Source organism: Pseudoalteromonas sp. L21, assembly GCF_021728035.1.
Taxonomy (GTDB): domain Bacteria; phylum Pseudomonadota; class Gammaproteobacteria; order Enterobacterales; family Alteromonadaceae; genus Pseudoalteromonas; species Pseudoalteromonas arabiensis.
In genome coordinates this window covers 18,343-43,864 of record NZ_JAKKCV010000006.1, presented here as the reverse complement: position 1 = coordinate 43,864, position 25,522 = coordinate 18,343, and the positions used below count along the sequence as shown (strand labels likewise).

Annotated in this window: 20 protein-coding genes; 14 read left to right on the top strand and 6 right to left on the bottom strand. The window is 41.4% G+C overall.

Translation table 11 applies throughout. The features are described from left to right. Nucleotides 1-97: 97 nt before the first annotated feature. Nucleotides 98-1,780: a carbon starvation protein A gene (locus L3V41_RS16625; protein WP_062570182.1), complete on the top strand. Its 1,683-nt coding sequence runs from the start codon at nt 98-100 to the stop codon at nt 1,778-1,780. A gap of 103 nt (nt 1,781-1,883) precedes the next feature. Further along, a complete protein-coding gene (locus tag L3V41_RS16620; protein ID WP_237114858.1) occupies nt 1,884-3,407 on the top strand; it encodes a leucyl aminopeptidase family protein in 1,524 nt (507 codons plus the stop codon). Nucleotides 3,408-3,453: 46 nt separating this feature from the next. On the opposite strand, the gene L3V41_RS16615 is transcribed toward L3V41_RS16620, so the two are convergent. Continuing rightward, nucleotides 3,454-5,091 carry a methyl-accepting chemotaxis protein gene (locus tag L3V41_RS16615; protein WP_193988381.1) on the bottom strand — a complete coding sequence of 546 codons (1,638 nt, stop codon included), beginning with the start codon at nt 5,089-5,091 and terminating at the stop codon, nt 3,454-3,456. A gap of 149 nt (nt 5,092-5,240) precedes the next feature. Next, entirely contained in the window at nt 5,241-7,466 is a 2,226-nt protein-coding gene (locus L3V41_RS16610) for a S9 family peptidase (RefSeq protein ID WP_237128115.1), read from the bottom strand. Between the two features lie 111 nt (nt 7,467-7,577). Between L3V41_RS16610 and L3V41_RS16605 the strand changes: the two genes are divergently transcribed. Then, a complete protein-coding gene (locus L3V41_RS16605) occupies nt 7,578-7,982 on the top strand; it encodes an HIT domain-containing protein (protein WP_062570186.1) in 405 nt (134 codons plus the stop codon). A 55-nt stretch (nt 7,983-8,037) separates the two neighbouring features. Further along, a complete protein-coding gene (locus tag L3V41_RS16600; RefSeq protein WP_157066227.1) occupies nt 8,038-8,787 on the top strand; it encodes a transporter substrate-binding domain-containing protein in 750 nt (249 codons plus the stop codon). Nucleotides 8,788-8,849: 62 nt separating this feature from the next. Here L3V41_RS16600 and L3V41_RS16595 read toward each other — a convergent pair whose 3' ends face one another. After that, entirely contained in the window at nt 8,850-10,553 is a 1,704-nt protein-coding gene (locus tag L3V41_RS16595; protein WP_193988384.1) for a Zn-dependent hydrolase, read from the bottom strand. 268 nt (nt 10,554-10,821) lie between these two features. Here L3V41_RS16595 and L3V41_RS16590 point away from each other — a divergent pair, with 268 nt between their 5' ends. Then, entirely contained in the window at nt 10,822-11,664 is an 843-nt protein-coding gene (locus L3V41_RS16590) for an HDOD domain-containing protein (RefSeq protein ID WP_062570189.1), read from the top strand. An 86-nt stretch (nt 11,665-11,750) separates the two neighbouring features. Here the strand turns inward: L3V41_RS16590 and rdgC are convergent, their stop codons facing one another. Both rdgC and L3V41_RS16580 read right to left on the bottom strand, forming a co-directional pair. After that, the gene (gene rdgC / locus L3V41_RS16585) at nt 11,751-12,659 is read right to left on the bottom strand and encodes a recombination-associated protein RdgC (protein ID WP_062570190.1); all 909 of its coding nucleotides are present in this window, start codon (nt 12,657-12,659) and stop codon (nt 11,751-11,753) included. Nucleotides 12,660-12,749: 90 nt separating this feature from the next. Continuing rightward, nucleotides 12,750-14,513: a HAMP domain-containing sensor histidine kinase gene (locus L3V41_RS16580; protein WP_062570191.1), complete on the bottom strand. Its 1,764-nt coding sequence runs from the start codon at nt 14,511-14,513 to the stop codon at nt 12,750-12,752. A 237-nt stretch (nt 14,514-14,750) separates the two neighbouring features. On the opposite strand from L3V41_RS16580, the gene L3V41_RS16575 reads away from it, so the two are divergent. From L3V41_RS16575 to thrC, 4 genes are all read left to right on the top strand, one after another. Further along, the gene (locus tag L3V41_RS16575) at nt 14,751-15,125 is read left to right on the top strand and encodes a response regulator (RefSeq protein WP_062570192.1); all 375 of its coding nucleotides are present in this window, start codon (nt 14,751-14,753) and stop codon (nt 15,123-15,125) included. A 228-nt stretch (nt 15,126-15,353) separates the two neighbouring features. After that, the gene (gene thrA, locus L3V41_RS16570; protein WP_062570193.1) at nt 15,354-17,771 is read left to right on the top strand and encodes a bifunctional aspartate kinase/homoserine dehydrogenase I; all 2,418 of its coding nucleotides are present in this window, start codon (nt 15,354-15,356) and stop codon (nt 17,769-17,771) included. 9 nt (nt 17,772-17,780) lie between these two features. Then, nucleotides 17,781-18,707 carry a homoserine kinase gene (thrB, locus tag L3V41_RS16565; RefSeq protein WP_237114862.1) on the top strand — a complete coding sequence of 309 codons (927 nt, stop codon included), beginning with the start codon at nt 17,781-17,783 and terminating at the stop codon, nt 18,705-18,707. A gap of 18 nt (nt 18,708-18,725) precedes the next feature. Further along, nucleotides 18,726-20,009: a threonine synthase gene (gene thrC / locus L3V41_RS16560; protein WP_193988387.1), complete on the top strand. Its 1,284-nt coding sequence runs from the start codon at nt 18,726-18,728 to the stop codon at nt 20,007-20,009. 48 nt (nt 20,010-20,057) lie between these two features. On the opposite strand, the gene L3V41_RS16555 is transcribed toward thrC, so the two are convergent. Further along, nucleotides 20,058-20,426 (bottom strand): hypothetical protein, encoded by a 369-nt coding sequence (locus L3V41_RS16555; protein WP_062570196.1) that lies wholly within the window; start codon nt 20,424-20,426, stop codon nt 20,058-20,060. Between the two features lie 293 nt (nt 20,427-20,719). Here L3V41_RS16555 and glyA point away from each other — a divergent pair, with 293 nt between their 5' ends. The 5 genes from glyA to ribBA all read left to right on the top strand — a co-directional run bounded on the left by glyA (nt 20,720) and on the right by ribBA (nt 25,491). Continuing rightward, nucleotides 20,720-21,976 (top strand): serine hydroxymethyltransferase, encoded by a 1,257-nt coding sequence (gene glyA / locus L3V41_RS16550; protein ID WP_062570197.1) that lies wholly within the window; start codon nt 20,720-20,722, stop codon nt 21,974-21,976. A 108-nt stretch (nt 21,977-22,084) separates the two neighbouring features. Continuing rightward, nucleotides 22,085-22,534, top strand: a complete 450-nt coding sequence (nrdR, locus tag L3V41_RS16545) for a transcriptional regulator NrdR (protein ID WP_054552576.1) — start codon at nt 22,085-22,087, stop codon at nt 22,532-22,534. A gap of 2 nt (nt 22,535-22,536) precedes the next feature. After that, nucleotides 22,537-23,676 (top strand): bifunctional diaminohydroxyphosphoribosylaminopyrimidine deaminase/5-amino-6-(5-phosphoribosylamino)uracil reductase RibD, encoded by a 1,140-nt coding sequence (gene ribD, locus L3V41_RS16540; protein WP_237128114.1) that lies wholly within the window; start codon nt 22,537-22,539, stop codon nt 23,674-23,676. Nucleotides 23,677-23,680: 4 nt separating this feature from the next. Next, nucleotides 23,681-24,334, top strand: a complete 654-nt coding sequence (locus L3V41_RS16535; protein WP_237128113.1) for a riboflavin synthase — start codon at nt 23,681-23,683, stop codon at nt 24,332-24,334. 41 nt (nt 24,335-24,375) lie between these two features. After that, nucleotides 24,376-25,491: a bifunctional 3,4-dihydroxy-2-butanone-4-phosphate synthase/GTP cyclohydrolase II gene (gene ribBA / locus L3V41_RS16530; protein WP_062570200.1), complete on the top strand. Its 1,116-nt coding sequence runs from the start codon at nt 24,376-24,378 to the stop codon at nt 25,489-25,491. The last annotated feature ends 31 nt before the right edge of the window (nt 25,492-25,522 follow it).

Below are 25,522 nucleotides of genomic sequence, written 5' to 3'. Positions count from 1 at the left end.
ACCTTGGTGGTTGAAATTTTGATAGTGTTTGGTGGGGTGCTGAATCTTTCTATACACCTCCTTAAGACAACATTATAACTAAATAAGAGAGATGACTATGCAATCGGTCGTGATCGTGCTGCTCGGAATAATCGGTATGTTGTTCGGATGGTTTTTCTATTCGAAATTCATCGCCGAGAAGATTTTCAAAATGGATGATAATTTTGTCACACCCGCTCATGAACTTGAAGATGGTGTTGACTATGTGCCTACAAACAAGGTTGTGTTGTGGGGCCATCATTTTACTTCAGTGGCAGGTGCTGCGCCGATAGTCGGCCCAGCGATTGCTGTATACTGGGGCTGGGTACCTGCTGTACTTTGGGTTGTATTTGGTACTATTTTCTTCGCTGGTGTGCATGACATGGGCGCTTTGTGGGCCAGTGCCCGCAATAAAGGCAAGTCGATGGGGGCACTGTCTGAGACGGTAATAGGCAAACGCACCCGTGCGTTATTTATGATTGTGGTATTTTTAGTACTGCTAATGGTCAACGCTGTATTTGGCGTTGTTATTGCCAAGTCATTTGTATCACAACCAAATGCTGTTTTTCCTGCTTGGGCTGCCATTGTTGTTGCTTTAGTTATTGGTCAGTTATTAAGACGTAAAGTGTCTTTAATCCCACTTTGCTTTGTTGGTGTGGGGATACTTTATTACACCATTTATCTAGGAAGCGGAATGCCAATTGCTTTACCTGACGAAATGTTTGGTTTAAGCGCAAATGCGAACTGGATTATTATTTTATTCATTTATGCTGCTATCGCTTCACTTCTACCTGTATGGATGCTGCTGCAACCACGCGACTTTATTAATGGTATGCAATTACTGGTTGGTTTAGTCCTGCTATATGGTGCGGTATTTATTTCTATGCCAGATATCACAGCACCTGCTTTTAATACCCAAACTGCGGTGGATACGCCAAGTATTATTCCGTTGCTATTTGTTACTATTGCCTGTGGTGCGGTGTCTGGTTTCCACGGTATCGTGTCATCGGGTACCAGCTCTAAACAGCTAAATAAAGAGACCGATGGCCGTTTTGTTGGTTATTTAGGTGCCGTGGGCGAAGGCATGCTAGCGTTGATTACCCTAGTTGCGGTAAGTGGTGTTGCGCTTGCTGTTTCGCCTGAAGAGTGGCATGAAATTTACAGTCATTTAGGGGCTGGTAGTGTCAGTGCATTTATTAATGGCGGTGCTAACTTAATTGAAAGCGGCTGGGGCTTGTCAAACGAGATAGCTTCAACATTACTTGCCGTGATGGTTGTGTTATTCGCTGGTACAACGATGGATTCGGGTGTGCGTCTGCAGCGTTATATTATCCAAGAATGGGGTGATATTTATAACATCAGTATTATTCGCAATGGTGTGATTGCAACCTTAATTGCTGTGCTGTGTTGCTTACTGCTAGCTTTTGGTGCTGGTGGTGCTGATGGCAGTGGCGGTATGATTATTTGGCCTCTATTTGGTTCTACTAACCAGATCCTTGCAAGCTTAACGTTACTGGTTATTTCTGTGATGTTAATTAAAGCGAACCGTCCTGCAAAATATACATTGATCCCGATGAGCTTTGTGCTAGTGATGGCGTTTTTTGCTGGCGTAATCAAACTGGGTGAATACTATCAGCAAGGTAACTGGCTGTTAGTTACTCTTGATGTTTTAGTGCTTGTAATTAGCGTTTTGGTGATGTTAGAAGCGTGGTCTGTGATCGTTAAGCATCGTAACGATAATAAGCAAGTTACAGAGCAGTAAACTTAGCTTGCCAGCCATAAAGCAGCTTAATTTGCTTGGCTGGCAATAGCTGACCAAATCAATGATAATACGGTCCTATGTTTCTAACAGCAGGACCTTTTTTATGGCATACCCTCATGCAATTTCAGCACCTCAGATTGCTGATGCAGATCACGATGCATTAATTATTATCAGTGATGACTTTTCTTCTTTAGCTGATCAAAATTTAAGTCAAGCAATTACTACACATCAAGCTGTTGATGCACGTATTGGTAAGCAAGTTACGTTACTTGTGATTGATTCTAAACGTGTAATTTTAGCACCGACAGGTCCACTTAATCGCGACTATGACGATGTACGTCGTTATTTTGATGCTGCAAAGCAAGGTATATTAGAAGCCAAAGCATCAGGTAGCACTAAACCAGCTTTGTACTTACCACAAGCAAGCCAAGATGGGCGTTATCAACATGCACTTGAAGTGGCTTTTTTAGGTGCATGTCAGGCATTGTGGCAACCGCTTGAAGCGCGAGAATTTCATGGGCAATCCATTGAGCCTATTAGTCAAATTAGTCTTATTGGCGCAAATGAGCAAACAACGAAAGCTGTGAATGCGATTGCAGCGGGTCAATACGCTGCGCGTGATTTATGTGGTACGGAGCCTGAGCGCATGGCACCACCACGTTTTGCAGATTACTGTGTTGAGTTATTTGCAGGCAGCAAGGTATCTGTTGAGGTGATTTCAGATATCAACACTATCGATAAAGATTACCCAATGATGAGCACGGTAGCACGTGCTTCTTACGCTGTTGAGCGCCATCACCCACGCGTTGTGAAACTAGAATATGTACCTGAAGGCGACGTTGAGCGTACCTTGATGTTTGTTGGTAAAGGTTTAGTTTACGATACCGGTGGTGCAGACCTTAAAGTTGGTGGCTTTATGGCAGGTATGAGCCGCGATAAAGGCGGTGCTGCTTCGGTAGCTGGCTTTATGAAGTCAGTGGCAGACTATGCTCCAAAAGGGGTAAAAGTGATTGCTTATTTAGCCGTGGTTCGTAATTCGATTGGTTCTGATTGCTTTGTTCCAGATGAAATCATTACAAGTCGTGAAGGTGTGCGTGTGCGTATTGGCAATACGGATGCAGAGGGGCGTTTAGCAATGGGTGACTTACTAAGTGAAATGAAAGACCGCGCATTAAACGAAGTAAACCCTGAGCTATTCACTGTGGCAACTCTAACTGGTCACGCAGCACGAGCCATGGGTCCTTACAGCGCTTATGTTGAAAATGGCCCCGCACGTCAGGCTAATATTTCACGTAAACTTGCTGATTTAGGCGACTTATGGGCCGATGCTGCAGAGGTTTCTCGTAGCCGCCGTGAAGATTATGACTTTATTAAGCCGCGCACGTTAGCTGATGATGTATTATCAAGTAATAATGCAGCTTCTGCAGTGACTGCACGTGGTCACCAATTTCCAATGGCGTTCTTGGCGATTGTTGGTGGCTTAGATAAGCATGGCACTGAATCAGCGCAACCATTACCGTATGTGCACATGGATATTGCGGGCAGTGGTGTAGAAGGCGGTGACTGGCAACACGGCAAGCCAACCGCTGCAACAGTTAGCAGCTTATTTGCACGTTATTGTTTGTAAGTTATTAGATTAAGAAAAAACCCGCATCATGCGGGTTTTTTTGTCGTTAGTCGAGCTTGAAGCGGTTTACAACATCACTTAATGCTTGGGAGCTTTGCTTTAAGTTTTCACTGTCACTTGATAATCCTTGAGTATTTGATAAGGATTGCTCGGTGGACTGTGAAAGTTCATTGATTCGTAAATTTACCTCATCTGCTGCGCTTGTTTGTTGCTCTGTGGCGCGTGCTATCTGGCTATTCATGTCTTTAATTACACTCACTAAGCGCTCAATTTCTGTCAACGATGCGTTCGCTTCACTCGCTTGTAGTACGGTATCGCTTGAAAGCTGTTGACTTGCTGATACTGCATCAACAGCGGCTTGAGCACCGATTTGTAATTTACTGATCATAGCTTGAATTTCATCAGTGCTCTTGCCGGTGCGGCTAGCAAGGGTGCGCACTTCATCAGCGACAACCGCAAAGCCGCGGCCTTGTTCACCAGCTCGAGCTGCTTCTATAGCTGCGTTCAACGCCAGTAGATTAGTTTGCTCGGCGATACTGCGTATCACATCAAGTACAGAGCCTATATTGTTACTTTCGGCTGCAAGGTCTGCGGTCGCTTGACTGACTTGCTCAATATTATGCGACAGTGTTTCTATAGCTGTGATGGTTTTATTTAACACTTGCTTGCCATTTTCAGCGTTATGGGATGCTTCATTGGCTGCATGTTCAGCTTGTTCGGCATTTTGACTGACATCGTGGATTTGGTGTGTCATTTGCTCCATTGCTGTAGCCACTTGAGTTGAACTGTCATTTTGAAGTTCTATAAATGACAGGTTGGTTTTACTGGCATCATCGACATTGTGAGCGAATTGGTTCACCTGTTGTGCATTATGTGCAACATGCTTGAGCGATTCACGCATTTTAGCGGTGTAAAGATTGAAGTAGCGCGATAACCGTGACACTTCATCATTGCCATTTTCATCAAGTTGCTGAGTTAAGTCGCCTTCTCCTTGGGAAATATCTTTCATCATGTTAGCGGCAAGCTGCGTTGGTCGTAAAATGCTATTTGCAATGAGATAACTGAGCGCAGTTAACAGGGCGATAATGATCACGGCAGTGATAATGACGTGGTTTCGCAGTGAAGCAAATGCCTCTTCAATGGTATCGATATAGACACCTGAGCCAACAATCCACTGCCACTTAGCAAAGCCTTTAACATAGGCAATTTTATCGACGGGCTGATCTTTCCCAGGCTTTGGCCACTTGTAAGGGATAAATCCTTCACCTTGCTTTTTGACAATATTGACCATATCGACAAATAACAGTACGCCATCAGGATCTTTACTGCCCGCAAGTGATTTACCATTTAGTTCTGGTTTAAATGGATGCATCACCATGACGGGTTGGTAGTCATTTATCCAAAAATAATTGTTATTGTCGTACCGTAGTGCAGAAATAGTTTGTAAGGCAGCTTGTTTTGCTTGCTCTTCGCTGAGCTTTCCTTCTTTAAAAAGTGCATAGTTATGTTCAATAATACTATGAGCTGATTCAACTAAGTTTTGGGTTTTGATGTATTGTTCTTGTTCTAAAGATTCATATTGTTGCGTTAAGCTTGATATGCTTAAAAAGATAAGACCAATCACTACTACGCTCACCAACATGGCAAGACGTTGTAAAATAGTAAAGCGGCGTAAATAATTCATGTATATTCCTTCGTCATGCTCATAGGAGCAATGTATTAAGCGTAGCTAAAATAGGTCGAAAATCTAGTTAACTAGTAGAATATATTGAGACAAAAAAAAGGCTGATTTTACAATCAGCCTTTAGTCTAAGTTATCGAAATTAAACTAGATTACTCAACGTTAAAGTGTCGGTTGAAGAAACTTGTGATAGTTTGGTGTAAGTGAGTTTGTACGCTCTTGCCACGTAAACTGTGTTTTGAGCCAGGGTAAGTCATCATTTCGAACTGCTTTTCTTGATCTTGCAGTTGTTTGAACAACTTAGTGGCGTGAGTGAATAACACGTTGTCATCAGCCATACCGTGGTAAATCATCAACGGGCCTTTTAAGCCTTCAGCATAGGGGAATACGGCACTTGCTTCGTAGCCTTTTGCGTTGCTAGCAGGGTGACCGACATAACGCTCAGTGTAGTGCGTATCGTACAGTGCCCAATCAGTTACTGGCGCACCAGAAACACCGGCTTTGAAGTAGTCGCCCGCTTTAAACATCGTCATAAGCGCCATGTAACCACCGTAGCTGTGGCCATAAATACCAATACGCTCAGGGTCAACGTAATCAAGAGTACGTAAGAACTCGACACCTTTGATTTGGTCTGCAACTTCAGCAACACCTAAGTGCTTATAAATCACGTCTTCAAACTTTTTACCACGGTTGTATGAACCACGGTTGTCAAGTTGGAAAATAACATAGCCTTGTTGCGCCATATACTGGAAGTACAAGTTTTTGCTGCGCCAGCTATTAGTGACACGTTGCGCGTGAGGACCCCCATATACATTTACAATGACAGGGTGTTTTTTACCATCTTGATAATTTGTTGGCTTGAACAAACGATAATGCATAGTCTGTCCATCTTCAGCCGTTAATGTACCGTATTCTGGGGTGATTAAATCAGCGAGATAAGGCGTTAATGGGTGTGACTTATCTAACTTGTTTTCTTCAAGCCAGGTGATGAAATCACCATTGATTTTACGTAACGCAGCAGAGCCTGGTTTGTTAACTGATGAGCTGTTATCGATAAAAGTTTTGTTATCTTTTGCAATGACCACATTGTGGTATGCACCAAGTTCAGTTACGCGCTTAATTTCGCCTTTTTTGAATAGCGGTACGCTGTAAAGGTGGCTTTCAAGTGCTGTGTCTTTACGGCCAGCAAAATAAACGATGCCTTTTTTCTCATCAATCCCTTTTAAGCTATCAACAACCCAATCACCTTGTGTGATTTGGCGGATCATTTCACCGTTTGTGCGATATAAATATAGGTGTTTAAAGCCATCACGTTCAGATGCCCATACAAAGTGCTTTTTATCATTTAAGAACTCAAGATCAAAGTGTAGGTTTATCCACGTTTTGCTTGTTTCTGTTAATGCGACTTTTTGTTTTTTACTATCGCTATTATAAAAACGCAGCTCTAAATTGTGTTGTGAACGGTCTTGCCACTGATATGACAAAGTTTTGTTGTCTTTTAACCACTTAGCTCGCGCGATGTAGATGTCTTTATCTTCACCTAAATCAATCCAGTCAGTTTTTTGATTGTTGATATTTACTACGCCAAGTTTTATTTCAACATTATCAGTGCCAGTGAACGGATAGCGTTGATTAAAAAGCTTTACTTCATCTGCGTAAATTTCGTTACGAATGGCTTCTTTTACAGGGCTTTCATCAACACGGGTATAGGCAATTTTTGCTTCATCACCTGACCACCAGTAGCCCGTCATACGGCCCATTTCTTCTTGCGCAACAAATTCAGCCATGCCGTTTTTAATTACGCCACCGCCATCGTTACTTAATTGGATTTCTTTACCTGTTTTTAAATTAAGTGCGTAAAGATTTTGCTCACGGATAAAAGATACATAATGCCCTTTTGGTGAGAAACGTGCATCAGTTTCAAATGCGTCAGTGTCCGTTAACTTGCGGCTTTTAGCTGAGGCAAGTTCGTAGTAGTAAAGATCACCATTAAGTGGAAAAAGGAGTGCCTTTCCATCTTTTGACCATTTGTATTCTAAAATGCCTTTACCAAAAATACGCTGACGCTCACGACGTGCTTTTTCTTCATCAGATAAATTTTCTGGGCCTGAAAATAATGCTGCGGAGTCAACCAGTAGACGATTTTTGTTATCTTTTAGATTGTATTCCCATAAATCGTAGCGGTTATAGTCATCTGTTTTACCTTGTAGGTAAGTAACTCGACTTCCATCAGGTGAAAACTTTAACTGTACCGGCGCTTTACCTGCTAGGCTTGGATCATCAAAAATACGTTCTAGGGTGAGTTGTTCTGCGTTTACACTAAATACCGTTGCAACCATTGGCAGGGCAAGTGAGAGATGTTTAATTTTTTTTAGCACAAGGGTACCTTTGCTCGAATAAAAACTGCCACGATGTTAATGGTAAGCTTAGGCAACTGCAACTAAATGCTATAAAGTAGCAGGGGTACAACTTAGATTTAAGGATTTTTGATGGAAAATACCTACTCGCCGTTTTCGCTGGCCAAAGAACTACAACGCGACTGTATCGAACTTGCTGATTGGCCACTGTGTAAAGTATTGCTGATGAATGACAGCCAATATCCATGGTTTATTTTAGTGCCTAGAGAGGCGGGTGTTAAAGAGATCATTGACCTGTCTGAACAGCAACAAATTATGTTACTTCAAGAATCTGCTAAGTTAAGCAAGCTGCTTCAACAGGTATTTAGTCCTGATAAGCTGAATGTTGCTGCACTGGGTAACATGGTACCGCAATTACATATTCATCATATTGCGCGTTTTAAAAGCGATGCCGCATGGCCCGCACCTGTATGGGGAAAGTTACCTGCTATACCTTATAGCGATGAGCAAATTTCAGCACTTAAAGCGCATTTTTAATATTCGTGCTAGAGTAAAATTTATTTTTCAGAATGCCAAAAGGAGGGAGTAAGAAGTGAAGAGATTAATGCTTTCAGTACTTTTTATTTTTAGCTCCTTTTCGTGTTTTGCTAAAAGTTATTACTTTGTAGGGAGCCATTTTCCCGCAATTTTGGAGCCCAATCCCCAAGGAGATGCTACCGGACTGGGTGCTGATATTGTTCATGAAATATGTCGGCGTTTAGGGCATACCGTAATTATCGATGTGATGCCATTGAAGCGAGCGTTGAAAATGGTTGAGCAAGGGAAGGCTGATGCGATTATTGGACCCTACAAGTCGCTGCTTCGCGAGCAATATATTCTGTACAGTGAACTGCCTTTCTATGAGGATCCTATTGTATTTTATACTAAACCGAGTAACTCAGTTACCTGGCTTGGCAACTTCGCTAGTTTAAAAAAAGACGTAATAGGTGTAATTCGAGGTTGGGATTACGGTCAAGAGTTTAAGCGTTATGAATCGAGTTTGTCACTCTCTGAGGTGGCGAGTGTGCAAGCAAGCTTTTTACAGTTAATGTACGATAGAGTTGATCTGCTTCTGGCTCATCCACGTGCGGCAAAGCCTGTAATAGAAAGATTAGGGATTGCTGAGGACGTTATTATGCTTTCGCCCTTGCTAACTGTTAATCAAGGCTATTTTGGTTTTTCTAAACAACGAGAGTTAGGTCGTTTTATTGATGAGTTTAACCGAGAGTTTCATAACATGTTGATAAGTGGCGATATCGTAAAGTTAAACAACAAGTATGGACTCAGTTTTGTTGCTCATTAATAAGCTTCAAATAATAAAAAACGCTGCCACTGGCAGCGTTTTTAACTTCAAAAATAACTGGTTTAGTTTAAACCTAATACGTCTTTACCTTGCTTGAAGGTTACATCAACAGGGATGTTTGCTTGGCTTAGCTTTTCTAAATCTTTAGCAAGCTCAGCTTTAATCTCACCATGGGTTGCGATTAACTGATCAACTTTTTGGTAATCACCGTCACCTTGAATCGTTAAGATTAAGCGCGAAAGTTTTTCCATTGCTTGACTCATTTTCTCCATGTTAACGCTGTATAAGCCGTCCGCATTTTTAGAAAACGCACCTTCTTCAGCAAAGAAGTTAAAGCGGATCATATTTGCTTTACCATGGGCACTTGATGCACCAAAACGCACCGAGCGGAAGATACCAGCCATAAAGGTGATGTAATAATCTTCTAATGTTCCGTCAGTGATTTCGCCTTTTTTAAGTAGCTGTTCAACCATGTAAAGCCCTAGGATATCTGCTTTACCTTCTTCAAGGGCACTGGCATGCTCTTGTAGTGATTGGCGAACTGTCCCTTTACCTGTAAGGGTGTTTTTAATGCCTAAACCATGGGCTACTTCGTGGAACATGGTGTTAGCAAAAAATGCATCAAAGGTGATGTGCTTACGTTGCTCAGGAACGATTAACTGCTCTGAAATTGGCACTAAGATTTTATCGAACTTAGCGCGCATTGCATTTTTCAGCTGTAAGCGACGTGTGCCTTTTTCTAATTGAACTTGCTCGTCATTTGGCAGGTTGATGGCAATTGTTTTACTACCCGCATTTGAGTGGCCAGCATAGTACACAACATCATAAGCATTTAGGTCTGCATCTGAGCCGGGTACTTCTTGCTTGTACTTGTCTGCAACAGGTAAGCCTTTTTGCAACTCAGGTAGGAAAGCAGCAAACTTAGCTAAGCGTTCGCTCCAAGCAAGGTCTTTAATAAGTACATAAGATTCATAGGCGGCGCGATAACCAAATAGCTGATCTTCGTAAGTTTCGATAGGACCTATAACAACATCAATTGGGTTATTTTTCATATCCATCCACGCAAAGTCAGATGGTTGGAAATCATCACTTACTAGCGCATCAGCACGCATACTTAAGTAGTTTGCAAATTCTTTGTCATCAGCAAGTTTACTTGCTTCACGTAATAAGTTCGCTGCTTTTTCAAGCTCTTGTGCATATTCTACAGAGTATGCAACGCTATAAAGTTTGCCATTTTCATCACGCTTAATTACAGAATAAAGGCCTGTTTTGTCTTCAACATTTGCGCTATTTAATTCTTCTTTAGTGATGTCGCTTGGATAAAAACCTGCGCCAAGTGGCTTTTCTTCGTAGCCAGATAAAAATACTTTATCGCCATTTAAACGATCCCAAGGGCCGTAGTTGATATCTGCAAATTTCTGAACTTTTTCATCATTTATTTTTGCTAAAAATGCGTCTTTGTTTTCACCAAATGCTTGATGCCAAAATAGTTGATCCATGATTTTTGATGCATCAATTAGCTTACCAACCATTTGTTTTTGATTGTCACTTAAGTGGCTTAAGTCTGATGTAAGTGTAAAGTCTGTATAAATATCTAAACGACTCTTGTCAGCATTGATAAGTTGAGGATTATTTTCTTCAGTAATTTGCTTTGTTTGTTGTGCTGTAGGCTTAGTTTGAGAAGTGGTTGCTTGCTCATTAGAGCATGCGCCAAGAAAAACAGCACCTGATAAGATAAGTGCTTGGCTAATTTTATTTAATGTCATTTTTTTGCCCGTTAGAAAGAGAGAATCATTACGTTTAAAACAGAACGTCTTCGCATTAAAGCAAATCTGACATATATATGGCAAGTTTACTGCGCTAGAAGCAATATTTATTTATCAGGTAGTGACTTAAAAATAAAAAAATATAATTTCTGTGTTTTTCTTAACTTTAGCGCTAACTTAGATAATACTAAAACTATAATTAATCTAAGAATGTCAGTCATTAGTTTGCGTTATTTGCAAGTGGCTAATTCAAGAGGATGGCACGTATATGTCAACAGAGAATGCTTTACTGACCATTTTGGTCGACAGAATAAATAATGACACGTTAGTGTTACCTACCTTACCGGAAGTTGCTGTCAAAGTGAGACAAGCGGCGGACGATCCGAATGTAAATTTAATGCAGATGGCGGATGTCATTGCACATGATCCTGCTTTATCGGCAAGAATGATTAAAGTGGCCAACAGTGCATTTATGGGACGCTCAGTGAAGGTCACAAATTTACATCAAGCGGTAACTCGTATTGGTTTAAGGCAAATTAAGAATATTGCTACGGCAATGGCCATGGAGCAGCTTTTTGTTTCACATAATGAGTTAATTAAGGGTTATATGGATAAAGCATGGCAAAAGACGCTTAAAGTTGCCTGCCATTCAATTACCTTAATGGATTTCTTTTTACATATGAATAAGCACACTTCATTGAACCGAGATACCATTACACTCGCTTCATTGGTTTATAACATTGGCGTGCTACCCATTCTTACTGAAGCTGAAAAACACCCCGAAGTATTTGCCAATCCTAGTTTTCTTGCCCATGCCATTCAAAAGCTAGGGGGGAAGGTTGGCGGTGCTATCATGCGAGCATGGGGTTTCACTGATGAATTTGTTGAAGTTGCTGAAAGCTGGGCAAATCCTAATTACCGCCCTGAGCATATTTGTTATGTGGATTTTATCCGTATAGGTGCCATTCTGGAGGGAATTTTACAAGTTTCAGATAAGTCGGCCGCGTTGCAAATGTATGTTGATAAAGGGGTCATTGAGTCTCTTGATATGTTCAATACTGATGAGTACCACAATATGCTCAATGAGGTTAAGGCCGTTTTTACTGACTAATACCATAGAGGGTATAATCTTTATCTACGCAGTATGAAATAACAAAAAAGTGCGATGTTTATCGCACTTTTTTGTGTCACGCACTGTTATAAATCGTCAGCGTCACCAAGCCCTTGTGTTAGCTCTTCTAACATTTGTTTGATCTCTTCTGATGCGAGGATAAAGTCTGCATCGAGCTTGACTGCCATATCTTCTTTAGGAATGTCAGCGTTTTCTTCTTTTAATGTTTCTGAGTAGTTCATGCGTTTGATTGAACCATCATTTTGCAGCATAAACTTAACGCGCTCTTGCCAATCTAGCGCCAGCTTAGTTACACGCTTGCCATTTTCTAGATGCGATTTTACTTCATCACATGAAAGGTCATGACCTTTTAGTTTTACCTGAGCTCCGCTGTCATCAGCTTCTTCAAGCTCGGCATCATTGCCGATAGCAAACCCGTCAGGTGCACTGAACTTAGTGAGCCAATCTGTTAAAAATACATCAAGGTCATAATTCGCAAATGCAGGAACAACAGGCAGTGTGCCAAGTGATTTACGAAGTAGGGCTAGTAGCTCTTCTGCTTTATTAAAGCTTGCGCTGTTTACGATTACCCAGCCATTTTTTTGATCGATAAAGGCAAACTGTAGGCTCGATTTTTTAAATGCTTGAGGAAGTAGCGTATGTAGAATATTTTCTTTTAATTCGTCTTTTTCTTTTTTCTTAACAGGGCGATTTTCTTCGGCTTCAATTTGTTCTACTTTTTCAATTACAAGTTCGTTGATTACGGCCGCTGGTAGTACTTTTTCTTCACGCTTAGCGCACACTAAAATACTGTCTTGAGAGAAATGAGACAGTGTTTGGCCATGTTTGCCAAATGCTTTTGTCCAACCAAACGTTGATAGCTCTTGGCCTGTACATGAACGAAATAGGTCTTGCTCTAGGGCTTTGTCGAAATCTTCTTGGTTATATGAGACGTCTTGTTTAAAGCGGTAACAGATAAGGTTACTAAACCACATAATTAGGCTAATCCTTTCAATAAATTTGCCCAATCATAACAATAAAAAAGTGATGCCGAAATGAATGATTTCGGCATCATGGCGTTTTGCTTACGAGTTGAACATTGAAAGCGGTTTGGGCATGTTTTTTGGAAAGCTTATGTGGTAGTGCAAGCCTTTACCAGGTTCACTATTGACTTCAATATCACCACTAAGCGTTTGTTTCACTAGATTAAAGGTGATATGTGTGCCTAAGCCGCTGCCGCCTTGGTCGCGTTTGGTGGTAAAAAATGGGTCAAAAAGTTTTTCTAACTGCTCTTTGGTAACGCCATTACCGTTATCTTTAAAGTCGATGATCACTTCATCTTCTTCGTCTTTAATAATGATATCAATAAGGCCATTTTCGATGCCCTCGAAGCCGTGGATCAGCGAGTTCATGATAAGGTTGGTGAAAATTTGACTAATAGCGCCAGCCGGTAAGTTAAGGGTTAAATCTTCAGGACAATCAAGGTTAATATGATGCGATGTTTTCTTTAACTTAGGGTGTAACGAGCGAATAACTTCCCCTAAATATTCTTTAAAGTTAATGGTTCGCACCGCTTCGCTTGCTTGGTCTACTGCAATTTGTTTAAAACTTGCAACTAACTCTGAAGCGCGGTCAAGGTTACTGGTGAGTAAGCTTGTGCTTTGTTTGGCATCATTAATAAATTCTTCAAGCGCTTTTGGCGACAGGGTTTTGTCTTTGTAAGCGGCTTCTATTTGGTCCAACCGCTCCTGTAAAAATGAGGTTGCAGTTACACCAATACCAATCGGTGTGTTTACATCATGCGTAATACCCGCGACTAAGCCACCTAATGCAGCCATTTTCTCTGAGCCGACAAGGCGCTCTTGTGCCATGTTTAGCTCATCAAGGTAACGTTGTAATTCTGTTTGCTTGGTAATTAATTCTTGTTCGGTTTGTTTACGTAAATCGATTTCTTCTGTAAGGGTTAGTTTTTGTTTTTCTAACTCATATTTTTGCTGTTGCAAGTCCATCATAGCTTGGCTGAGGTTAGATGTTTTACGTGCGACTTCTTGCTCTAATTGCAGATTTTGTTGGTCGAGTTTTTCGTTGCTTATGAGCAGTTCTTTTTGTGTATGTTCGAGCTCTTCTCTGTACAACACCACTTTATCTATTAAGCGATTGAATGACTCTTCCATCACTTTTAACTCGTTATGCTCACTCGTTTCGATTTCGATGTGACGACCTTCTAAGTCATTGAGCTCAAGGTCTTCAATTTGTTCGGTGAGTTGTGCAAGTGGCTCGGTAAGTTGTTTTCTAAAGGCTATTAAAAATAAAATGATCAAAAACGTGGTTTTGATCATCGCATTACCAATCAAGAAATAAATTGAAATCATAATACGGCTAAAGACAACTTCGCGGCTTGAAAATAAGGTGACATCACCGACTTGGGTTGCTCTGCCTGAAAACTCAAAAATAAGCGGGAAAGTATAACCAAATAAGCCCGAAGGGGTGTCCTCAATAATGGCTTCTTCTTGCACTAGTTGTTGGCTGTATAATTCGTGTATATCTAGAGAGCGCCCAAGTTGGGATAATATTTCACCGCTATCATCACGGACAATAATACCTTCAATCATTGGAATGGCGAGTAATCCCTCGGCCGTGGTAATTGTTTGTTTGGTGTTTAACTCCCAAATGGCGCGGGTTAAGCTTCGGCTAAATGTTTTTTGTAAGGTGGTTAATTCGTCACGTATATAGTCTTTAGTATTAACGTATTCAGCAATGACCTGCCCACACGTAACTACAAACGTTAATAAAAAGTAGACCGAGAGTACGCTGGTTAATAATTTTTTTGACAGGCTTTTTTGTAGCATGGAATATCCATAGCTCCTTGGTGACAATTGTAATACATTCAGCTAGTTCTAAAGTTAGCTAATAAATGATTAAAAATAAATAAATATATCCTTTTTTGAAGAAACATTTATAAATTGTTACTAAATATTGAAAAAACTTAGCCTTACTGCACTTTAAAAAGTGTGTTATAAATTTACTTCATCTTTTACTTTAGCCTTTTTTAATGTTGTATTTGCTACAGCAAAGATTTTTATCTCATGAATAGTTCTAATTTCACAGTACTTGTCTGCGATGACTCAAACGTTGCTAGGAAACAAGTTGTTAGGTGCTTAGGTGATTGCATCAGTGCTGATATTCATCAAGCCAAGAATGGCAAAGAAGCACTTACTTTTTTACGAGAGCAGAGCTTTGATTTGCTGTGCTTGGATTTAACTATGCCAGAAGTCGATGGCGTAACTGTACTCGAAACCATCAAAGCTGAAAAAATAGAGTGTTTTGTATTAGTTATTTCGGCTGATATTCAAGTTGAAATGAAACAACGAGTTGCAAAACTAGGTGCTATCGACTTTATCGACAAGCCGATAGATATTGCCCGCTTAAAAGCGACCTTGCATAAATTTGGTATTCATTAGTGTTTCTTATAACCTAAATGCATAATTTATCTTCAAGTAAAGGGTTGACAGCCTAGCTAGTAATAGGGCAGTCTAAAAGCTATGAAAACATTTAATCACGCAACGACCATTATTATTACAACCATCATCCTTACGGGATAGTGGCATAGGTCGGTGCAACAAATATAAAGGCCTGTGTTCACTAGAACACAGGCCTTTTTTCGTTTATGGGATGAGGAAACATAAATAATGCGAGTATTAAAATTTGGCGGGTCGTCCTTGGCTGACTTCGCGTGTTTGCAACAGGTAGCTCAGTTAGTCAAAGAAGAATTACGTGATGAAATGTTGTTAGTTCTATCAGCACCAGGTGGTATGACAGATTCTCTGGTAGCGTTAGCAAGTGCAGCAGAACATGGGCAAGATTTTAGTGAGTTATGGCAAGCACTGGTTGAACGCTGTGAACAATTAAAAGCTGCTGTTGAAGCTGATTTTGGTCAGGTAGCAAATTGGCCAGACTTGAACGAGCTTAAGAATAAACTAGATGGTGTTGCACTTTTAAAATGCTGCCCAGACCAAGTACGTGCTTATGTAATCAGTTTTGGTGAGCGCGTTAGTGTTGCCTTGATGGAATGTATGCTTAAAGAGAGCAATGCTCGCTACCTCGAAGCAACGGCGTGTATAGCTTCTGTAGGTGGTTACATTGATGCTGAAGCTGACTTAGCAGCAAGTAAACTACGTTTTCAAGAAGCATTGAAAGCGGCGCCAAGTACTATTTATATCATGCCAGGTTTCACAGCATCTAATGAGCAAGGTGAGCTTACAACACTTGGCCGTAATGGTTCAGATTACTCAGCTGCGATTGCAGCAGCGTGTTTAGAAGCTGATGTGTGTCAAATCTGGACTGATGTAGACGGTGTGTACAATGCTGACCCGCGCTATATCAAAAAAGCCTCTAAGGTTGATTCGCTTTCATATAAAGAAGCGATGGAACTATCGTATTTTGGTGCGAAAGTGTTGCACCCAAAAACGATTTTACCTTGTGCTAAAGCAGGTGTGCCGTGCGAGATCAAAAATACTCATAACCCACGTGCAGAAGGTTCTGTGATCAGTAACGACAGTGTGTCGAGCGATCCTGTTAAAGCGCTATCAAGTTTACAAAACCTCGCTATGTTAACGGTGTCAGGCCCAGGTATGAAAGGCAAAGTGGGCATGGCGTCAAAAGTATTTAATGCACTGGCTCATGACAATGTTTCAATTGTGTTAATCACTCAATCTTCATGTGAATTTAGCATCAGTTTCTGTGTGCATGAGAGTGACCTATCACTTGCCCTTGAAGCATTACAAACAGCTTTCGAATTAGAATCACAAGCTGGTTTAATTGAGCCAGTACAAGTACAGCGTAATCTTGCTATTGTCACTTTAGTGGGTGACAACATGCGTGCTCATAAAGGTTTAGCTGCTAAGTTTTTTGCTTCATTGGCACAAGCGCAGGTTAACATTGTTGCTATTGCACAAGACTCAACAGAAAGCGCCATTTCAGCCGTTATCGATGGTGAGCTATGCAACGACGCAGTAAAAGTGTGCCATGAGAACTTCTTTACGCATATTCCTTCAATCGATGTGTTTCTACTTGGCTGTGGCTTAGTTGGTCAAGAGCTTATTCAGCAGCTAGAGCGCCAACAAGCATGGCTTGAAAAACGCAACATTAAGCTGAACCTATACGGTGTTGCTAACTCAAGACAGCTATATCTAGATAGCGAAGGCATTGCTTTTGATGGCTGGCAAGAAAAACTAGCGAGCTCAGAGCAAGCATTTGATTTAAATCTGGTTGAGCAATTTGTTAAACAAAATCACTTAATCAACCCTGTGATCGTAGATTGTAGCTCAGCCGATAAACTTGCTGCGCAATATGTTGATTTCTTAAATGCAGGCTTCCATGTCGTTGCGGCGAATAAAAAAGCCAATACTAGCTCGTATGCTTACTACCAAGATTTAGTGGCAGCAACACAAAAGAATAATCGTAAGTTTTTATATGAAACAAACGTAGGTGCAGGCCTACCGGTTCTTGATAACCTGAAATCGCTATTTGGTGCGGGTGATGAGCTTATTAAGTTCAGCGGTATCTTATCGGGTTCATTATCGTATATGTTTGGTGCGCTACAAGATGGTTTATCACTTAGCGAAGCAACGTTAAAAGCAAAAGAAAGTGGATTTACAGAGCCAGATCCGCGTGATGATTTATCAGGCACTGATGTTGCCCGAAAACTACTGATCATTGCTCGTGAATCAGGTCTTGAGTTAGAACTAAGCGATATTGAAGTAGAATCTGTTTTACCAAAAGGGTTTGCAGAAGATGATTCTGTAGCCGATTTTATGGCAAAACTACCATCACTTGATGCGCAGTTTAACGACCGCATTCAAAGTGCAGCAAGTGAAGGTAAAGTACTTCGTTATGTGGGCACTATTGAAAACGGTCAATGTAAAGTAGGCATTGAAGCCGTAGATAGTAGCCATGCTTTATACGATATCCGTGACGGTGAAAATGCACTGGCAATCTTAAGTCAATATTATCAACCACGCCCGTTTGTGATTCGTGGTTATGGCGCAGGTGCTGAAGTAACGGCCGCAGGCGTATTTGCTGATATCTTAAAAACGTTAACGCGCTAGGAGCAGGTTATGATCCGTGTATATGCACCCGCTTCAATCGGGAATTTTGCTGTTGGCTTTGATGCGCTAGGTGCTGCGCTGGCACCTATCGATGGCACCTTATTAGGTGATGTTGTCGAGGTTAGTGCCGCTGAGCAAGATACCTTTGTCTGCTCTGGCGACTATGCTCATAAATTGCCTGCTAATGCTGAAGAAAACTTGGCTTATCAATGTTTAATTCACTTTAAAGAACACGTTGCGCCGGCTATGCCAGCGGTAAAACTGGAGCTTAAAAAGAACTTACCAATTGGCTCAGGTTTAGGTTCAAGTGCGTGTTCTGTGGTGGCTGCGTTTGCAGCCCTTGATAAGTTTGCCGAAACAAATTTATCTCAAGAGCAACTTATCGAGTTGATGGCTGATTTTGAAGCCATTGTTAGTGGCGGCCGTCATTACGATAACATCACGCCATGTTATTTAGGTGGTTTGCAATTAACTGGTGAACTTATTCCGAACAAGTCAATTTCGTTACCTGTTGATAATCAATGGTATTACGTAGCGGCTTTTCCAGGTTTTTCACTTAATACCGCAAAAGCGCGATCAGTACTGCCAAAGCAATTATCAATGCACGACAGTGTTGAGTTTGCACAGCGACTTTCTGCGTTTAGTAGCTTATTGCTAACTGGTCGCTTTGATGCAGCGCTATCCATTATGAGTGATGAAATAGCTGAGCCACATCGTGCACCGCTCATTCAAGGCTTTGCAGAAGCTAAAAGTGCCTTACCAGAGCTTGGCGCAGAGATTGTCAGTATTTCGGGGGCGGGTCCAACATTATTTACCGTGTGTAAGAGCCTTGCAGCTGCACAAAAGTGTGCAGCGTGGCTGAATGATAATTACATCAATGAGCAGGGCTTTTGCCACATCTGTCAACTTGATCAGCTTGGCACACGACAGCTTTAAAGAATTTAAGGAATAAACATGCAATTACATAATTTAAAAGATGAAACACAACAGGTGTCGTTTGTTGAAGCGGTAAAAACGGGTTTAGGGCGTAACCAAGGGGTGTTCTTCCCAGAAAGCCTAACGCCAATTCAAGACATTGATGCGTTATTAGATTTGGACTTTGTTAGTCGTAGCAGCAAGATTTTATCGCATCTGATTGGTGATGAACTACCTGCCGATACCGTTGCACAGATGGTACAAAATGCCTTTAACTTTGATGTGAAATTGGTTGAAGTAGAAAAAGATATTTATTGCTTAGAGCTATTTCATGGCCCAACGCTTGCTTTTAAAGACTTTGGTGGTCGTTTTATGGCTGAGTGTCTTGCACAATTTAACCAAGGCGAAAAAGTCACGATTTTAACGGCTACATCAGGCGACACTGGGGCTGCGGTTGCTCATGCATTTTATAATAAGCCTAATATTGATGTCGTGATCTTATACCCGAAAGGGAAAATATCACTGGCGCAGCAAAAGCTATTCACAACGTTAGGTAATAACATTCACTGCTATGCTGTTGATGGTAGCTTTGATGATTGTCAAAGCATGGTAAAACAAGCGTTTTTAGACGATGAAGTTAAACAAAAGCTAGGTCTAAACTCTGCTAACTCAATCAACATCAGTCGTTTAGTTGCACAGGTATGCTATTACTTTGAAGCCATTGCTCAATTACCTAAAGAGCAGCGTAGTAAAGCGCATATCTCAGTACCAAGTGGTAACTTTGGTAATGTGTGCGCTGCAATGATTGGAGCAGTGCTTGGTATGCCGGTTGCTAAATTAAGTGCCACAACGAATCAAAACGACACGGTGCCACGTTTCTTACGAAATAAAGAATGGGCACCGAATGACACACTTGAGTCGTTATCGAACGCAATGGATGTGAGTAAACCGAATAACTGGCCACGTGTTCAGTTTATGTTGGATAACAAATGGTTTAGCTATGATGATTTTTACTCAAGCTGTGTAGGTGAAGAAGAAACAAAAGAGGTGATGAAAAAAATTCATCAAACGGGTTACATTGCAGAGCCTCATACTGCAATTGCTTATCAAGGCTTGAAAGAAAATCTAGCAGACGGCAGCGCAGGCATCTTTTTAGCGACTGCACACCCAGCTAAATTTAAAGAAAGTGTTGAAGAAATTTTAGACATCGAACTGTCTATGCCGAAACCACTTGCTGATGCATTAGCAAAGCAATGTTTAGCTGAAGATATCAAGTTTGATTATCAATTGCTTCGCACTGAGCTACTAAGTAAACTCGCGTAATATCCATAAAAAAGAGCGGCTTAGCCGCTCTTTTTTATATTGCTTATTTTAATGAAGTAGTGAATGGCTATGACGGTTTAAAACTCGCATAATGAGAATTACCAAAGAGGCGATACACAGTAACACACTGATAATTGAGATTATTTCGTTTTGTGTCCACTGAATTAAAGTGAACGCTGAAATGAATAAAATAAATGGTTTAAATTCATAGTAATAGTGAGATTTCGTTTGTTTTATTCTTTGGCTTGAGTGATCAGTTCTTCTGGCCTCAGAGCGCATACGCCACACATTAGCGCCCATTAAAAACAGTATTATACCGATTAAAGTTGGCACACTATCTTTGGCTAACGTAATACAACTCACCCCGAGAAAGAAGTACACATAAGGGACAACTTCGTAAATTGGTTTGGCTAACATGTCTCGCTATCATCCTTGATACTAACTAATACTATAAGATTAGTTGGTGTAAGCGGAAATACAAGTGTCAGCGGCCGCTTTTTTAATTTAGTGACATTTTAAAAATATATGTAATATTTTAAATTTATAAATTTTTGTTATGTATCAATAAAAAAATATCATTATTAAAACACTGTGAAATAAATTCAATCCCTGTTTAAATATGTTCATCTTTACACGATAGGCAAAAGTGCGTTTTAAGCGTACAATATAGCCTTCAAAAAAACACCATACACGTTGCCTTAGGAGACCCCATGTTAGAACGTAGCATGAATATTTCGGATTTCGATCCAGAGTTATTTGCAGCCATCAATAAAGAGACGGCTCGTCAAGAAGAGCACATCGAACTGATCGCGTCTGAAAACTACTGTAGCCCACGCGTGCTTGAAGCACAGGGTTCTCAGCTAACGAACAAATATGCTGAAGGCTATCCAGGCAAACGTTACTATGGCGGTTGTGAGCACGTTGACGTTGTTGAGCAACTGGCTATTGACCGTGCAAACGAATTATTCGGTACTGACTACGCTAACGTTCAACCTCACGCAGGTTCACAAGCAAACGCAGCTGTTTTCCAAGCGCTTCTTCAGCCGCACGATACAGTACTAGGTATGAGCTTAGCTCATGGTGGCCACTTAACTCACGGCTCACACGTTAACTTTTCTGGTAAAACGTACAATGCAATTCAATACGGCCTAAATGAAGAGACAGGCGAAATTGATTATGCTCAAGTTGAAGCACTTGCATTAGAGCACAAGCCAAAAATGATCATCGCTGGTTTCTCTGCATACTCTGGCGTTGTTGATTGGGCTAAATTCCGTGAAATCGCTGACAAAGTAGGTGCATACTTATTCGTAGATATGGCTCACGTTGCTGGTCTTATCGCGGCAGGTGTATACCCAAGCCCAATCCCTCACGCACACGTTGTTACTACAACAACTCACAAAACATTAGCGGGTCCTCGTGGCGGTCTAATCGTTTCTGCATGTGGTGATGAAGAGATTTACAAAAAGCTAAACAGCGCTGTATTCCCTGGTGGTCAAGGTGGTCCTTTATGTCACATCATCGCTGCTAAAGCGGTTGCTTTCAAAGAAGCATTACAACCAGAGTTTAAAACGTACCAAGCACAAGTTGTTAAGAACGCTCAAGCTATGGTTGAAGTTCTTCAAGAGCGTGGCTACAAAGTTGTTTCTGGTAAAACAGACAACCACTTATTCCTTCTTGACCTAATCGATAAAGATATCACAGGTAAAGATGCTGACGCTGCACTAGGTAATGCAAACATCACAGTTAACAAAAACTCAGTACCAAACGACCCACGTTCACCGTTCGTAACGTCTGGTCTTCGTATTGGTTCTCCGGCTATTACTCGCCGTGGCTTCAAAGAAGCTGAGTCAAAAGAGCTTGCGGGCTGGATCTGTGACGTACTAGACAACATCAACGATGAGTCTGTACAAGCAGAAGTAAAAGAGAAAGTGAAAGCTATCTGTAAAAAATTACCAGTTTACGCTTAATTACTGGTTAAACCGTAATTAAGATAACAATAGCGTTGTTTTTTGCTATTATAAAGGCCGCTTACTAAGCGGCCTTTTTTTGTTTTTTATAAACGGAAGTTGAACCCTATGCATTGCCCTTTTTGCACCGCAAAAGATACCAAAGTAATTGATTCTCGACTTGTTGGCGGTGGTCACCAAGTGAGACGTCGACGTGAATGTAACGAATGCCATGAGCGCTTTACCACCTTTGAAGGCGCTGAGCTTGTGATGCCAAGAGTCATCAAGCAAGACGGTAGCCGCGAACCATTCAATGAAGACAAGTTACTCAATGGCTTGCATCGCGCTTTAGAGAAACGCCCTGTTAGCACTGAGCAGGTCGATGAAGTCGTTAACATCATTAAATCTCAACTTCGTGCCACGGGTGAACGTGAGATCTCTAGCCATTTAATTGGCGAGTGCATCATGGAGTCACTAAAGAAACTCGACAAAGTAGCCTATGTGCGCTTTGCATCGGTTTATCGTTCATTTGAAGATATTCGCGAGTTTGGTGAAGAAATCGCTCGTTTAGGTGATTAATCATGTCGTTTACAGAGCTTGATACAGCTTATATGGCGCGTGCCATTGAGCTTGCTAAACAAGGTCGTTTTACTACGACGCCAAACCCGAATGTTGGCTGTGTTTTGGTTAAAGATGGCGAAATAGTCGGTGAAGGGTTTCATCAATTAGCAGGGCAGGGCCATGCTGAAGTGAATGCCTTGGCTGTAGCTGGCGACAACGCGAAAGGCGCCACTGCCTATGTGACTTTAGAGCCTTGTAGTCATTATGGACGCACTCCACCTTGTGCCGAAGGTTTAAAAGCAGCGGGTGTTAGCAAGGTGATTGCCGCTATGGTCGACCCAAACCCTGCGGTGAGTGGTCGCGGCCTACAAATTTTAGCCGACGCCGGTATTAGCGTTGCATCTGGTTTACTTGAACAGCAAGCGCGCGATTTAAACAAAGGTTTTTTAAAGCGTATGGATTCAGGATTGCCATATGTGACTTGTAAAATGGCATGTAGTTTAGATGGTAAAACTGCGCTAAATAACGGCCAAAGTAAATGGATAACAGGCTCTAAAGCACGCCAAGACGTGCAAGCGTTTCGTGCCCAAAGTTGCGCGATACTCACTGGCGCAGATACGGTTTTGACCGATAATGCAAAACTGAATGTTCGTATTGAAGAGCTTCCATTTACCATGCCAACCTCGCTGCCTTTACGCCAGCCGACCCGAGTCATTATTGATTCACAAAATAGGTTAACGACTGAGCTTGCGTTATTCAGCATCGAGAGCCCGGTGATTATTTTTACCACGTCGCTTGATAATCAGCATCAATGGCCTCATTTCGTTAAGCACGAAGTGGTGCCAGCAGTTAACAATAAAGTTGATTTATCGGCCCTTTTGAAGCGCCTTGCTGAACTACAAGTTAATCATATTTGGCTCGAAGCGGGGGCGACCCTTGCTGGGGTGTTCGCAGAGCAAGATTTAATTGACGAATACATTGTTTATATTGCTCCTAAGTTAATAGGTGATATGGGCAAAAGCTTACTAAACTTTGCAGAAGTCACCATGATGAGTGATATCACTGAACTGACCTTTACTGATACAGTGATGATTGGTGACGACATCCGCTTAACAGCGACAAAAGCAAAGCAAGCCACAGACATTGAAAATAAAGAGTAGCACTATGTTTACTGGAATAATTGAAGCAACAGGTAAAATTGTTGAACTAACACAAAAACAAGGTGATCTAGCTATTCGTATCCAAAGCAATAATTTGGATATGAAAGACGTCAAGCTCGGTGACAGTATTGCCACCAACGGTGTGTGTTTAACGGTTGTCGCTAAACATAGCGATGGTTTTAGTGCTGACTTATCAAACGAAACAATCAACTTAACTGGATTTGCGCATTATAAAAAAGGTCAAACAGTTAACCTCGAAAAAGCCATGCAACCACTTTCTCGTTTAGGCGGGCACTTGGTATCAGGGCATGTTGATGGTATTGCGACGGTAGAAAGTATTAGCCCTAATGCTCGTGCAACAGAGTATTGGCTAAGTACCAACAGCGATTTAATGAAATACATTCCCTACAAAGGTTCGGTATGTATTGATGGTATTAGTTTAACGGTCAACGAAGTCGAGCAAAATCGCTTTAAGTTGATGATTGTTCCACATACCGCTGAGCAAACAACGATTGCAGAATTTCAGGTGGGTACTCAGGTGAACTTAGAAGTTGACCAGATTGCTCGCTATTTAGAGCGCCTAATAAAAGGGGCTGAACAACCTTCCCGTTCAGACATATCAATGAGCTTGCTAGCACAAGCTGGCTTTATTAAATAAGCACGGATAGGTCAAATTAATCATACTCTCATGGGCACATTATGAATTTACACAGCGCGCAAGAAATTATCGATGACATTAAAGCCGGTAAAATGGTTATTTTAATGGACGATGAAGACAGAGAAAATGAAGGCGATTTAATCATCGCAGCAGAACATATTAGTGCTGATGCCATCAACTTTATGGCAACACACGGCCGTGGTTTAATTTGTCTAACCATGACACAAGAGCGTTGTCAGCAGTTAGAATTACCACTTATGGTCAAAAACAACGGTGCTGCCTTTTCAACTAATTTCACTATGTCGATTGAAGCGGCTAAAGGCGTAACAACGGGTATTTCTGCGGCCGACCGCGCACGCACAGTGCAAGCGGCTATTGCTAAAGGTGCCGTGCCGAGCGATATTGTACAACCAGGGCATATTTTTCCAATTATGGCGCAGCCAGGTGGCGTGTTAACACGTGCCGGTCATACTGAAGCGGGTTGTGATTTAGCGCGTTTAGCGGGTCTTGAGCCTTCATCAGTGATTGTTGAAATTTTAAATGCAGATGGCACCATGGCACGTCGCCCAGATCTTGAAGTATTTGCGAAAGAGCATGACTTAAAAATTGGCACCATTGCGGATTTAATCGAGTACAGAAACCTAAACGAAACCACCATTGAGCGCGTTGCTAAATGTAAACTGCCAACCGAGCATGGTGACTTTGATTTAGTGACCTACAAAGACACTATTGATGGTCAGCTTCATTATGTTTTACAAAAAGGTGACGTATCAAAAGATGAGCCAACGTTAGTACGTGTTCACTTACAAAGTACGTTTAATGATATTTTGCTCTCAGATCGCAATGCAGACCGTAGTTGGGGGTTATCTGATGCAATGGCTTATATTGCTAAACATGATGGTGTGTTAGTAATTTTAGGTAAACAAGAGTCAACCGAAGAGCTTGAAGCAACGGTAAAAGCATTTGCCGCTGAAGATGCGGGTGAAAATGTTAGTCATCGTAAATTCCAAGGTACATCGCGTACCGTGGGGGTCGGCTCTCAGATCCTAGCTGATTTAGGTATTGAAAAGATGCGTTTAATGAGCCGTCCGAAAAAGTACCATGCGTTATCTGGTTTCCACTTAGAGGTGGTTGATTACGTTGAGCCGCAGTCTTAATTAACTAGGCTACTTTTATATTTTTGTGGTA

Coding starts and splice junctions, on each gene's coding strand:
- L3V41_RS16625 (WP_062570182.1), top strand. CDS start 98: ATGCAATCGGTCGTGATCGTGCTGCTCGGAATAATCGGTATGTTGTTC.
- L3V41_RS16620 (WP_237114858.1), top strand. CDS start 1,884: ATGGCATACCCTCATGCAATTTCAGCACCTCAGATTGCTGATGCAGAT.
- L3V41_RS16615 (WP_193988381.1), bottom strand. CDS start 5,091: ATGAATTATTTACGCCGCTTTACTATTTTACAACGTCTTGCCATGTTG.
- L3V41_RS16605 (WP_062570186.1), top strand. CDS start 7,578: ATGGAAAATACCTACTCGCCGTTTTCGCTGGCCAAAGAACTACAACGC.
- L3V41_RS16595 (WP_193988384.1), bottom strand. CDS start 10,553: ATGACATTAAATAAAATTAGCCAAGCACTTATCTTATCAGGTGCTGTT.
- L3V41_RS16590 (WP_062570189.1), top strand. CDS start 10,822: ATGTCAACAGAGAATGCTTTACTGACCATTTTGGTCGACAGAATAAAT.
- rdgC (WP_062570190.1), bottom strand. CDS start 12,659: ATGTGGTTTAGTAACCTTATCTGTTACCGCTTTAAACAAGACGTCTCA.
- L3V41_RS16580 (WP_062570191.1), bottom strand. CDS start 14,513: ATGCTACAAAAAAGCCTGTCAAAAAAATTATTAACCAGCGTACTCTCG.
- L3V41_RS16575 (WP_062570192.1), top strand. CDS start 14,751: ATGAATAGTTCTAATTTCACAGTACTTGTCTGCGATGACTCAAACGTT.
- thrA (WP_062570193.1), top strand. CDS start 15,354: ATGCGAGTATTAAAATTTGGCGGGTCGTCCTTGGCTGACTTCGCGTGT.
- thrB (WP_237114862.1), top strand. CDS start 17,781: ATGATCCGTGTATATGCACCCGCTTCAATCGGGAATTTTGCTGTTGGC.
- thrC (WP_193988387.1), top strand. CDS start 18,726: ATGCAATTACATAATTTAAAAGATGAAACACAACAGGTGTCGTTTGTT.
- L3V41_RS16555 (WP_062570196.1), bottom strand. CDS start 20,426: ATGTTAGCCAAACCAATTTACGAAGTTGTCCCTTATGTGTACTTCTTT.
- glyA (WP_062570197.1), top strand. CDS start 20,720: ATGTTAGAACGTAGCATGAATATTTCGGATTTCGATCCAGAGTTATTT.
- nrdR (WP_054552576.1), top strand. CDS start 22,085: ATGCATTGCCCTTTTTGCACCGCAAAAGATACCAAAGTAATTGATTCT.
- ribD (WP_237128114.1), top strand. CDS start 22,537: ATGTCGTTTACAGAGCTTGATACAGCTTATATGGCGCGTGCCATTGAG.
- L3V41_RS16535 (WP_237128113.1), top strand. CDS start 23,681: ATGTTTACTGGAATAATTGAAGCAACAGGTAAAATTGTTGAACTAACA.
- ribBA (WP_062570200.1), top strand. CDS start 24,376: ATGAATTTACACAGCGCGCAAGAAATTATCGATGACATTAAAGCCGGT.